This is a genomic window from Porphyromonas levii DSM 23370 (genome assembly GCF_000379925.1).
GTDB classification, from domain to species: domain Bacteria; phylum Bacteroidota; class Bacteroidia; order Bacteroidales; family Porphyromonadaceae; genus Porphyromonas_A; species Porphyromonas_A levii.
Genome location: NZ_KB904284.1, coordinates 1 through 12,763 on the forward strand (window position 1 = coordinate 1; position 12,763 = coordinate 12,763).

Below are 12,763 nucleotides of genomic sequence, written 5' to 3' on the forward strand. Positions count from 1 at the left end.
AATGAGGCAGAGGGAAAATTAAACAATTGGGTGTCAATGGCATTAGAAACAGCTTCAAAACCTCTAATGTCATTAGCGAACACAATCAATGCAGCTAAAAAGGAAATACTCGCATGGTATTATGGACGGCTATCAACCGCCAAAGTGGAGGGAATAAACAATAAGATTAAAGTGATGAAGAGAAATGCTTACGGATATAGAGATGATGAATATTTCAAACTAAGGCTTTTTGCTCTACATGACTGCCGTATCACACGAAATGTCGGATGAACCATCTTTTGGCTGGAAATGAGGCATCTTCAAGAAACTATTTGTAAGTTTCTCAACCTCTGCGTAGTTACCCATAGCACCATAGGTGTAAGCTAGGTAAGCCTTAGCAACATCCTGATTCACTTCATAAATCTGCGTTCTCTTGAAGCCATCAAGGTAATCAACCGCAATCTTTAGGTCACTCAAAGCTTGGTCATAAACCTCCTTCTGAGTAGCAATAGGCTTATTTAACTCCTCAATCTTAGTATAAATAGGGAGGAGCTTAGCTGCAGGATCATACTCTTTACTAAATAATTGTGCTAGATAGTAGTAAGCGTAACCGCGGATAGCAAGAGCCTGACCCAGAAGGTGTCTCTCCTGAGTTTTATCAGCGGGCAACTTAAGAGCATTTTCTCCATACTGAGAAATAATACCATTTGCAGTGAAGATAAGGCGATAGTAGAAACGCCATGGAGTATAGTTGTAGTTACTAGAGTTTCCGGATACACCAGTGTAATTCTGAACTTTATCCCACCAACCATAGTCATTCTGCACGTAGGTAAAGTCTCCAGAAAGGAGGTCTAGAGCATAGTCTGTAGACTTCTGACCAAAGTCCATGTTACCATTAGTACCACCAGCACCTGGGGTATAAATCCAAGAGTAGAGACCTCTAAAGATTGCATTTTGCATCTCGACACCAACCGAAGGATTCTCCTCTAGGTACTTATCAACCTTCTTGTCTGATACGATCTCACCTGTAGGAACTACCTCGAGGTGCTCTTTATTACACCCTGGTAAAATTGCAAGCAGTGCAACCAAGGATAGAGAAAATATAATTCTTTTCATAATTTCTTCCGTACAAAACTATTAGAATGTTACCCTAATACCACCTGTTATAGTAGATAGAGGGCTATAAGTATATGAGCTACTACGTCCACTTAGAGAAGTAGATGGGTTGAAGCCTCTTCTAGCACTCAATAGGAATAGGTTATCACCAGATACCCAAATGCTTGCGTTATTTACCTTAATGTCTTCAAGCCAACTCTTTGGAAGGTTGTATGCTAGGCGAACGTTAGCAAGATTAAGGAAGGAGTTAGAAGTGAGGAACCTTGTTGACAAACTAGCAACATCAGTATCCTGACCATTTGATAGTCTTGGGACATTGGTATTCTTGTTGTTAGGCATCCAAGCATTGTGGATATCCTTATGCCAGTTTTGAGAACCAGCCTTGCCACTATTCATAAGGCTAGCATATACATTATCATATCCGTAGCCGCCTAGGCTATAGATAAATTGTACACTCAGCTCTACACCCTTGTACCCACCTGCGATATTGATACCACCACGCACTACTGGAAGAGCAGAATAACCTACGTGATACCTAGTTGCCTTAGAGTAATTCTGGGTCTTACCCTCTACAATCTGACCCACCTTATCAGGATTCTCATGCTTATATTGCACAAGGCTCTCGATAGGCATATCACCCTTGCTGAATTGGCCATTCTTATCGTTATCTACAAAGTACATAGTCCACTCAGACTTACCATTCTCAGGATTTACTCCTACGTAATTCTTCATGTAGTACTCGTATAAAGACATCCCCTTCATACGACCGTATGGAGATGCTGAATCATCGATGAACTTAGGCTCGCCACTACTTGGCTCGATAGGTAGCGTTAGCATCTTATTGAATACAAAACCACCATTGAGTTTGAGGTCAAGGAAGTAATCCTCATTTTTCAGGATATTAAAGCCGAGGTCGATATCGATACCTTGGTTCTGCAACTTACCATCATTTACATTATATAGTGCATATCCGTTAGATGGAGCCACACGACGCTCATAGATAAGGTCTGTAGTAATCTTATTGAAGTACTCTACATTGAGAGAAATGCGATTAAGCATGTTGAGCTCGAAACCAAGCTGAAGCATATTAGAACGCTCCCAAGTTAGTTCAGGATTACCCTTTTTGTCGAACAGAAGCGCACCCTTACCATTGAGGTTCTTAATTTTGTATAGGTCATTTCCTGAATAATAGCTAATACCGCCCTGCTGTCCGAGAGAACCGAATGAAGCTTTAAGCTTTAGGAAGTCGATAGCCTTAACGTTCTTCATAAAATCTTCAGAAGAAAGAACCCATGCTAGACCAATAGAACCGAAGTTACCCCACCTATTCTTAAGGAATCGAGAGGAACCATCACGACGGAACGTACCTGAGACGAAGTACTTGCCTGCATAGTCATAGTTAGCTTGGAAGAAGTAACTCTCCATTGCGTATGCATCAGAACCACCAGTCGCAGGAGAAGACATCTCAAGGGCATTTGATAATTCGTTGTCAAATGGATCAATTAGATTCTTCTTAGAAATCGCATCTTTAGAGGTCTTGTACCTAGATGACTCGTGAGCAACGAAGGCCTCTAGGTTGTGATTATCTGCAACCCTAGTAGTGTACCTAAGTAGAGAAAGAAGGTTCCAAGAGTACACACTATTATGGTAGTGGTAAATAGTACCATGGCTATTACCAGCGTCTCCATACCACATACTACCTCTATCGTATGCAAACCTATTGTAGTACATACCACTGAAGGTATTCTCAAATGAAAGACCGTCAATAATCCTAATGGTAGAGCCTAGGTTGTAGGTCACTTGGTTCTTTGTATCAAGATCCTCCTCATAGTAAGGGATAGAAAGAGCATTGCTCTGACCACCATAACCACGACCCTCACCGAAGTCAAACTCGTTCAAGCCTTTGAAGTATGGGCTCTCTTTCATGTTACCATCCTTATCACGCTCAAAAACAGGATAAATAGGAGGCATGTTATCAAGGAAGGTGAAGATATTGGTAGAACTGTACTCACTCTGACCAGCTGCTTTTGACTTGCTGTATGTGTAAGCCAAGTTACCCTTCACCTGCAACCATGTGGTTGGGTCGTAGGTGCCATTAAGGCGACCAGAGAAACGAGTAAAACGAGAGTTTTTAGAAATACCCTTATCATCAAGCATACCTACAGAGAGGAAGCTCCTAGCCTTTTGGCTACCGCCAGCGACCTGCACATTAGCTTCCATACGTGCTGATGGCTGGAATGCGAAGTCCTTCCAGTTCTCAGGTGTATACCTACGAGCTAGATTAGGACGAACCTTACCATTGGTATCAAAAATCTTAGAACCATCAGTCTCCTTATAGAAATTGTATTTCTCATTGATACCTGAAGTACTAAAGACATTCATACTTGCGAACTGATCTGGAGTAAGTTTCTTGGCAGGGTTTGGTATCTTATTACCTTCCTTATCGCGAATCATAGCAGGTAGGTCGCTCCACTGATTGTAAAGACCTTGCCATGAAAGTGCTAGGTAATCCTCAGGGTCAGTAACAACATCGTGACGAGGTATAAACTGTGTATTAACACCATACTTAAACTCTGCAGACACAGTGGTCTTATCGGCAACACCCTTCTTGGTATTGATCAAGATAACACCATTAGCACCACGTGCACAATAGATAGCAGTTGCTGCTGCATCCTTAAGAAGAGTGGTAGACTCGATATCTGCAGGGTTGATTGCGCTGATGCTACCATCAAAAGGCACACCATCCACAACGTATAGAGGTGCGGTACTTGCGTTTACAGAACCTACACCACGCACATAAATATCTGCAGAAGAACCAGGCTGTCCATTGGTGTTCACTACGTTAACACCAGGAACCTCTCCTGCGAGTGCTTGTGATACGTTGGATACTGATTTCTTCTCAAGAGCTGCAGCATTAACAGTCACAGCTGAGCCAGTAAAGGATCTCTTGGTAGATGTACCATAACCTACTACTACGACCTCATCGAGGAGCTCTTGGTCTGGAGCGAGCTTGATGGTCAATGAGGGAGCAGCTGCTACCTCCTGCGTCTTGTAGCCAACGTAGCTAACTATGATCAGCTCACCTTGTTTTGCCTTGAGGGTAAAGTCTCCGTCGAGACCTGTTGCGGCTCCGACAGATGGATTACTTTTCAGGCGGACGCTCGCACCTATAACGGGCTCGCCTTTTTCATCCAAGACGATACCCTTAACGGTGATAGTCTGTCCTAACGCTGTCCCAATACTCAGAAAGAATAGGGAGATAAGCAATAGAATCTTACTTTTCATACCATTCATTTTGTTTGTTAATTATTCTGTATTACTTGTTTCTTAATAATTTTCACAAAACCAAGATAACTTCGACTATTTTACTCTTTTAAGAGCTTGATTATCTAATCTTCTTGCTTATAGCCTCTGTCGAGCCTAAGTCTATCCTGTGACAATATGCTTTATCTCAGTATCTTATGTGATTTTCGCAATAGTCCTAAACTGACTCTAGGTACACATCATTTCTTCTCTAGCCCTCTAATGCATGACCTGTAACTGCTCAACCACATGACTGACAGTTTCGTTAAAACCATTGTTTTGCGTTACTATTACATCTCAACGCCAAAGATACTTAAATTTTACAAACTACCAAACTTTCTACCCACTTTGCCTAATTATAATCTTCTGAAGGGGGGATAGGCTTTTCTCTATTTTCAAACTCTGAGGGGGCTGAGGGGGTAGAGTTCTCGGATTTTTGTGCTCTACTCCGACCCTTATTCTGATCGGAGGTGTCTATTGTGGTGGTTTAGACTTGGTGGCGCACCCTGAGGTACCATAGCCCTGCGGCTAGCCCTTTGAGGGTAGAACTAGCTGCGATAATCCACCATAGAGTATTGACATCCTGCGTGATAGGCAGCAAGATAAGGGCTGCTGGGATTCGGAGGGAGTTGCCTACGATACTGATAATAGCGGGTGGAATAGTACGCCTAACGCCATAGAAATAGCCTTGGCTCGTAATCTCCAACATGCTGAATATCTGAGGGAGTGCCTGTATCTTCAGGTAAATGGCGCCAGCGGTATAGGCGGCGACATCGGGCACGATAAGGGCAAAGAGCTCTTCGCCCCAGAAGTAGTACAGCAGGAAGCCTAGTACGCCTACGCCTAGAGATAGAGCTAGGGTATAACGCACTCCTAAGTGGATGCGGTCGGGCTTCTGTGCACCGTAGTTCTGCCCCGTAAAGGCACTTAGGGCGGTAGAGAACCCCTGAGCGGTATTCCAGCAAAGTCCTTCGAGCTGCCCTCCAGTGGTGAGTGTCATCACGCCAATATGCCCACCAAACACCGAAGCGGCTCGACCTAGTCCCATATTTATAAAGGCGAATAGACTATTGAGCAATGCTACCGGAGTGCCTATCTTGAAGATGGCGATCGTCACGCCCCTTTGTAGGCGCACGAGTGTGGGGAACCCTCCGAGCAGCTTATCCCTATGGTGCACTTGCACCAAGAGCATCACCAGCACTACCGCTTGCGAAAGCACTGTAGCCCAGGCGGCACCCTTGACCTCCATTCCGAGGACAAAGATAAAGAGGGGATCGAGAAGCATATTCATCCCGAGCCCTATGGTATTAATAACGAAAGGTATCTTGGAGTGCCCCGTGGCATTGTACGTGCCCGTATAGGAAGCAATCATAAAGATGAGCGGCATGCCGAGCGAGGCAATCCGGAGGTAGTCGACACTCACACTATGAATATCCGACGCCATCTTGTAGAAGCCAATCAGCCCCTCTGCGCCTAGCCCGTAGAGGAGCAATACCCCCATACCTAGGAGGAAGCCGAGGGTAGAGGTGTGGCTGGCATAGGCACGGGCTTCGGTTTCGTCGTTACGCCCGAGGGCATTGGCTACGCCTACTTCGGAGGAGACCTTATTGAGGAGCGAGACCGAATTGGCAAGCCAAGTGAAGACCGATGCTGCGCCTGTGGCGGCTACCGCTTCGGGTGAGAGACGCCCCAGCCATGCCATATCGGTGAAGCTGTAGAGCATCTGCACGAAAGAGGTGCCTAGGATAGGCAACGAGAGCTGTACCAGCTGTTTCGCTATGGGACCATGGGTAAGGTCTTTAGTTTGTCGCTGCATAGAAAGCCCGCAGTCTCCCCTAGAGGGAGGTCTCTATTGGTGCGCCTCCTTTTGCAGGCTGGGACGCTTCACCTTCGTTCTCGGTAGAGAGCATGCCGCACGCTGCCGAGATATCTTCGCCACGAGAGCGTCGGGTAGTTGTCCTGAGCCCTCTGTTGTTGAGCTGGTCTTCAAACCATTGCACCTTCTCAGCGCTAGGCGTATGGTAGGGGATACCAGGGATGGCGTGGTAGCGAATAAGGTTCACCCTACAATCGAGGGGTCGGAGTAGTGCTATGAGTCGCTCGGCGTGCAACTTACTATCGTTGATGCCCTCAAATAGGATGTACTCGAAGGAGAGCCTGCGCTGCCCCGAGAAGTCGTACCCCTTGAGGGTATTGATCACCGTGCTGATGGGGAAGGCTTTCTCCACTGGCATAAGGGCGAGGCGCTCCTCTGGGATCGCGTTGTGGATACTAATCGCCACATGCACACTCTGCTCGGCAAGAAGCTTCTTGAGCCCCTCCTTTACCCCGATAGTGCTCACGGTGATGCGCTTAGGGCTCCAGCCAAAGCCGTAGTCGGCGGTGAGTATCTCAATCACCTGCGCCACGGCAGAGTAGTTGTCGAGCGGTTCGCCCATCCCCATGAATACCATATTGGTCAGCTCATCGGGATAGGGCATGCTGAGCACCTGATTGATGATGTCGGCACTCGTGAGGTTGGCGATCCAGCCCATCTTGCCCGTAGCGCAGAAAGAGCAATTCATCTTGCACCCTACCTGACTACTTACACAGAGGGTAGCACGGTCGCCATCGGGGATGTAGACCGTCTCGAACTGCAGCTCAGGATTGGCAAGTAGTGGGAAGAGGTACTTCTCCGTGCGGTCGGAGGAGGTCTGGGTGAGGGCAGGAGCGGTGCGCCCTATGGTGTAGCTCTCGGAGAGCTTCTGCCGTAACTCCTTGGGGAGGTTGGTCATCTCATCGAACGAGGTGACCCTCTTCTGGTAGAGCCACTCGGCTATTTGCCGTCCCCTGAATCGGGGTTGTCCCAAGCCCTTCACCAGCTCTTCGAGCTGTGCTAGGGTCTTACCTAATATTGTATTCATGATTGGTCTATTTTACTTCTTGTATCTGCTGCGTCTGGTGCCAATACCAGAGATAGCCGCGCACGGAATAGCCTAGTTGGCGTAGTAGCTCCATGTAGCCTAGCACTTGGGCACGATGCTCTAGGAGAGGGTGGGCAAACTTGAAGTCGATTACCGTGGCTTCATTGCCCTCGACCACCACTCTATCGGGGCGATAAGTGCCTTTTGCGGTGCCTATCCGCTGCTCCACCAGTATCTTGCGCTCCTCCGTAGGAGCGAACCACGAAGCCACAAGAGGGTCTTGGAGCGCTTGGTCGAAGTGATCGAGGAGCTCAGCCTCATCCGCTCGACCTAGGCGCTGGATCGCATCGCGGAACTGCTCTGGGGTAAGTGCGCGCGCCATGGCATCGTGCATCGTGATACCATAGATGGCGCTTTCGCTGGTGGGCTTAGCCACCCTAAGCTCGGGGAGATTGGGGAGCTCACGCTTGTAGTGTGGGTTGAGCACCAGCGGACCATGGCACGTCTCCGCCGGTTCTCGCTTAGGAGTGGGGTGGCCAAATGTCCATACGTTGCCCGTCTGTTGTATCCCTTCGATGGTCTTGAGCCTATCATAGAGGATAATGGAGACGTTATTGAGCGAGTTGCTATTGCTACCCACCTTATCTGCCTCGTGCGTGAAGAGGTAGAGCCTATTGATAGGGCGAGTGAAGGCGACGTAGAGTAGGTTGAGCTGGTCGAGATAGATCTCCTCGAGTATCTTATTGTACCTATTGCTTAGTAGTGAATTGAGGTGGCTCTTATTGGGTTTACCATCGAAAAGGTAAAAGTCGAGCGGCTCCGAGAGGAACCCCTCGGGAAGTTCGTCTTTCCCCAATATCTCAATCATCTCGGCATTATCCTTATAATATTTCCAACCCACATAGGGCATGATTACAATAGGGAACTCCAGTCCCTTTGCCTTGTGTATCGTAAGGATTTGTATCCTATCCGAGGTCTTGCGCCCCATGGTTATCTCCTTCCCGATACCCACACGGCGCCACCATTCACCGAACTGTTGGTAGGTGGCGATATTATTCTGCGTGTACTCAAATAGCAAGTCGAGGAAGGCATTGACGTATAGCTCCTCACCCATAGGCACCGTTATCTTCCGAAGTACTGTGTGTGCTATCTCAAGGAGCGAGCGCCCGCCCTTGCAGAGCTCTAGTAGCTCAGCTTGCTCCTCTTGCTCCATTAGCCCCAGCATGAGGCAAGCCACCTCGTAGAGAGTTTGGTAATTAGAGTTACCTGGGTCACCGAGCAATTGGAAAAGCGAGGTGAGTAGGCGCACCGTCTGAGCGTTATTGATCTTCAGTGCTTCATCGGAGATAAATGAATAGTAGTGCTGCTCCCCCTCCTCAGCCTCCTGTGCAAAGCTCGTGAGCATATCGGCTATCTTTTCCGCCTCATCGTTTTTCCGCACAATAAAAGCAATATCCCCAGCTTGGTACCCCTCGTCTCGCTGTAGCGTAAGTAGGGTCTCCCGTAGTCGCGCTCTTAGTTCCGCACTCTCCTCATCGCCCTTCGGCTTTTCGATATATTCGAAACGGACATAACCTCTGCCCTCTCCCCCATTGTAGCGTTTCCCTTGTTTGACCTCCTTCTCTTCTTCCGGCTTGTAGATCTTATCGAACTCGTGCGAAGAGACCATGCCATCGGTGTGGGTGCAGAAGTGGTAGCTGTCGTAGAAAAACTGGTTGTTAAACTCCACTATGTTGTGATCGCTTCGCCAGTTGTTCTCTAAGGCGCAAGAGGTAATCTGGCTCTTGAAATCCTCGTCTTGCTCCACCCCGCTATTGAGGAGCGAGCTATCGGTACCACGAAAGCGGTAGATACTCTGCTTTACATCGCCTACGAGGTAGCTCTCCAAGGAATGTCCGTCGCTCCCTTGCTGGGCAATAGCCTCGAGGAGTAGCGCTCGGAAGTTGTCCCACTGTATACCGCTCGTATCCTGAAACTCGTCAATCATATAGTGGCGTATACGTCCGCCTACCCTTTCGTAGATAAAGGGTGCCGACGCCCCAGCGATCACCTGATCGAGTAGGAAGTTGATCTCATCGATCAATATTATATTGTGCTCCTCCTGATAGCGCTTGATGGTCTCCTGCAAGCTACTGAAGAGCGGAAGCAGCGATAGGTGCTGCAATAGGATTTCTGCCAATTGGAACTCCCGCCACTTCGCATCTACTGCTGCCTGAGCCTGCTGAAGGAGCGGCTTAACTGTGGATTGCTCCGATATGAGTTTAGCCCTCATCTCGGGGTCCTTTAATGAGTCAGATACGATAAAAACGTCTTTATCTATATTTACACTGCCATGATAAATTAACTTCTTAGGGTTCGAGTACTTATCCCTCAGTAGTTTATCAAGCTCACTCTGGTATAGAGAGAGGAGGAACTTAAGTTTACTATGCTCCAAGATATCCTTGTGCGCCTCTAGCCATTCCCGTAGAGGGACAAACTGTTCGCCCACCTCAGCAAGAATCGTCTTGCGCTTAGCCCTCAGTTCATCCATAGCCGCCTGAACCTTAGAGGCGTCGAACCCACTCAGGTCACGCCCCCTAGCATTGGGGTTATAGAGTATCTTCTTGGCCAGCTTCACCACTTCACCCCTCAGGTCTATATTCTCTCCCTCCTCCGCTTTGCCCACTAGGAGCTGCTCTATCCACTGTAGTTCCTCGCCATCGAGGCGTACCAGCAATTGGTCTACCGATAGTTCGATGGCGCTATCCCTATCGAGGTCGACATCGGCACTAGCGTTAGCGCCCGTCTGCAATAGTTCGAAAGCGAAACTGCGGACTACCTCTTGGAAAAAGGAGTCTATCGTCTGCACCCTCAGCGCGTCATAGTCCAGCAAGATTTGCTCCAGCACCTGCCGAGCACGCATTCCCTCAGCTCCGCCCCGCTGCATACGCTCCCGCAGCTCCCGCACAATACGTTCGCGCAGTTCGGAAGTCGCTTTATTGGTAAAGGTGGCGACCAAAATACTCCTATAGGTATCGTTGCTCTTGCTCTGTAGAAGCAAATCCAGATACGCCTTCACTAGGGTATAGGTCTTGCCACTACCTGCCGATGCCTTGTATATTGTCAGCCCCATAGCTCCTTACATCCGCTTACTCTTGGTGTAGCCCCACTCTAGGAGCAGTGTGTGCACCCGCTCCACGAGTTCGCCTTGTATGATGATCTCGGCATCCTTGGCGCTACCTCCCACACCGCAGGCTACCTTCAAGCGCTTCCCGAGTGCCTGAAGATCGTCATCGCTACCGGAGAACCCCTCCACGAGAGTCACCATCTTGCCCTTTCTGCCCTTATTATCGCGGCGCACCACTAGGCGTTGTTCGGCAGGGAGAGCGGTCTCTACCACCTCCTCCTTATCCAGTTGCGCCATCAGGTCACTATTCGTGGAGAAGACCATGCCGCCCCAGTTCTTCTTGCTCACTGCTTATTGCCCTTTAGGATATTATGGTACTTAGTGGTGTCGGTCAATACCTCCAGTGCTCCCTTCATCGTAGGGTCGCTCTCCAGAGTAACGGCATACTGCCCCTCCTGTCCGAAGTAGTGCTGAGCTAGTAGCCCTCGCATCATCCGTTTCACTTGCTCTCGGCTAGGCTCCATATCTCTGCGAAGCGATGGGGTGAGCACCTCTTTGAGCTTCGCGAAAGCCTCCTTAGCCTGCTCTTTATACCCCTCAAACTCTGCCATACGCTCCACAGCGCCAAGTGCCTCCTTGCTCATTTCGCCATATTCGAAGCCATTCTGCTCCAAGTAGGTGATGAAGCGGTCGATATCCTCATCGGTAATCACCACATCGGAGAGCTTGGTCGTCTTGGGGCGCTCTAGGTAGAGCTGATTGACAAACTCGAAGAGCCTGCCTTGATTGCTCATGGCAAATACGATGGCGTCGAGGGTCTCGCCCTCAATCTCTATATCGGGACGAATACCGCCGCCATCGCGTACCTCTCTGCCGCCAACCGTCTTGAACACCTGCGTAAGACTATCGGGCACAGCGGCGACCGAACCATCGGGATTGCGGTGCGAGTAGTCGAGCTGCTGGATACACCTACCACTAGGGATGTGGTAGCGTGAGACCGTCACCTTGAGGATGCCATCATAAGGCACGGGCAGTGTACTCTGCACCAGCCCCTTGCCAAAGCTCTTGGAACCAACGAGTACCGCTCTATCGAGGTCTTGGAGTGCCCCTGCCACTATCTCGCTCGCCGAAGCACTGCCGCCATTGATCATCACCACAAGTGGGATATCTAGTGCAATAGGCTCCTGCTCGGTAAAATACTCCTGTGAGGTCTGAGGCAATCGCCCTTTGGTGTAGAGCACCTTGGTGCCCTTGGGCACAAACATACTGAGGATATCTATAGCGCCATCCATCACACCACCACCATTACTGCGGAGGTCGAGGATAAGGGACTTCATCTTACCGCCCTTATTGAGCTCTTCATAAGCTCGCTTCACATCATCGGCACTGCGTGTGGTGAAGCTAGACAACCTGATATACCCTACCCCATCTGCATACATACCCCTGTACACCACCTGATCCACGACCACATTGCCGCGGACAATGGTAAACTCCTCAGGCGCACTCTTACCAAGGCGCTTCACCTTCACCTTTACCGTCGTGCCTACCGGCCCCTTAAGCTTCCCACTCACCATGGCAGGCGTACCAGGCACGACACTTACCCCGTCGATCTCTAGAAAGGCATCACCCATGCCCAATCCAGCCTTCTCCGCAGGACTACCTGGCATAGGATACTGCACGTACACCGTGCTATCGACCAACTGGATATAAGCGCCGATACCAGCGTACTCACCCGTGGTAAGCATCTGGAAGTCCTCCGCATCCTTCTCCTGAATATACTCGGTGTAGGGATCCAACTGGCTCAGCATCGCATTGATACCCCTGGTACTCACCTTCTGCACGTCTATGGTATCGACATAGTAGCCCGAAGCACCTGCCAGTACAGAGGCAAAAACCTCCTGCGCTCTCCCCACCTTTTGTTGGGTCTTATTATTAGGTGTCTGAGCCACTGCCATCATAGGCAACGCCAACACCATTCCTATCAAAATTGATCTCACTCTCATAAAATATCCACTTAGCATACTATCCTACAAATGTACCCAATTTCTCCGAAAGGCAAGCCCCCTGCTCCCCAAGCCTCCAGGGCAATCGCATTTGAATTATCATAGATAGTTGTATTCGAGTATCTGAGAAGGTTTCATAGTTGCGTTCCTCTTTCTTAGGTTTTTCATTGGAATTTTTGTTTTCTCTTTTTGCTTTTCGAGGAAGAAGAGAGCTATCTTGTTGATTATATTCCAGTTCTTCGCTTCGTTGTCCTTTCTCTTTAACGATTGGTCTTCACCGAGAATAACATCAAGACAATAGTGTAAGTTATTCTCTACCGCCCAATGATCTCTAATGAGAGAAAACACCTTTT

At 48.8% G+C, this 12,763-nt stretch carries 8 protein-coding genes and 1 pseudogene; 1 reads left to right on the plus strand and 8 read right to left on the minus strand.

The features are described from left to right. The coding region (locus A3GG_RS0109010) for a transposase (RefSeq protein WP_018358966.1) at positions 1-270 on the plus strand (270 nt) is incomplete at its 5' end. Here A3GG_RS0109010 and A3GG_RS0109015 read toward each other — a convergent pair. The 8 genes and pseudogenes from A3GG_RS0109015 to A3GG_RS13755 all read right to left on the minus strand — a co-directional run. Continuing rightward, complete coding sequence (locus A3GG_RS0109015) at positions 235-1,095, minus strand: RagB/SusD family nutrient uptake outer membrane protein (protein WP_018358967.1); 861 nt, start codon at positions 1,093-1,095, stop codon at positions 235-237. The two genes, A3GG_RS0109010 and A3GG_RS0109015, sit on opposite strands and share 36 nt — an antisense overlap. Before the next feature lie 21 nt (positions 1,096-1,116). Beyond that, positions 1,117-4,380, minus strand: a complete 3,264-nt coding sequence (locus A3GG_RS0109020; protein ID WP_026215746.1) for a SusC/RagA family TonB-linked outer membrane protein — start codon at positions 4,378-4,380, stop codon at positions 1,117-1,119. 505 nt (positions 4,381-4,885) lie between these two features. Beyond that, the gene (locus A3GG_RS0109025; protein ID WP_018358969.1) at positions 4,886-6,214 is read right to left on the minus strand and encodes an MATE family efflux transporter; all 1,329 of its coding nucleotides are present in this window, start codon (positions 6,212-6,214) and stop codon (positions 4,886-4,888) included. A 19-nt stretch (positions 6,215-6,233) separates the two neighbouring features. Then, complete coding sequence (gene rlmN, locus A3GG_RS0109030) at positions 6,234-7,301, minus strand: dual-specificity RNA methyltransferase RlmN (RefSeq protein ID WP_018358970.1); 1,068 nt, start codon at positions 7,299-7,301, stop codon at positions 6,234-6,236. Between the two features lie 7 nt (positions 7,302-7,308). Beyond that, positions 7,309-10,413 carry a UvrD-helicase domain-containing protein gene (locus A3GG_RS0109035; RefSeq protein ID WP_018358971.1) on the minus strand — a complete coding sequence of 1,035 codons (3,105 nt, stop codon included), beginning with the start codon at positions 10,411-10,413 and terminating at the stop codon, positions 7,309-7,311. Between the two features lie 6 nt (positions 10,414-10,419). After that, positions 10,420-10,755: a translation initiation factor gene (locus A3GG_RS0109040; protein WP_018358972.1), complete on the minus strand. Its 336-nt coding sequence runs from the start codon at positions 10,753-10,755 to the stop codon at positions 10,420-10,422. Continuing rightward, the gene (locus A3GG_RS0109045; protein ID WP_026215747.1) at positions 10,752-12,410 is read right to left on the minus strand and encodes a S41 family peptidase; all 1,659 of its coding nucleotides are present in this window, start codon (positions 12,408-12,410) and stop codon (positions 10,752-10,754) included. Before A3GG_RS0109045 ends, A3GG_RS0109040 begins: the two co-directional genes overlap by 4 nt. Before the next feature lie 99 nt (positions 12,411-12,509). Beyond that, positions 12,510-12,763, minus strand: a pseudogene (locus tag A3GG_RS13755) (ISAs1 family transposase); the annotation flags it as partial.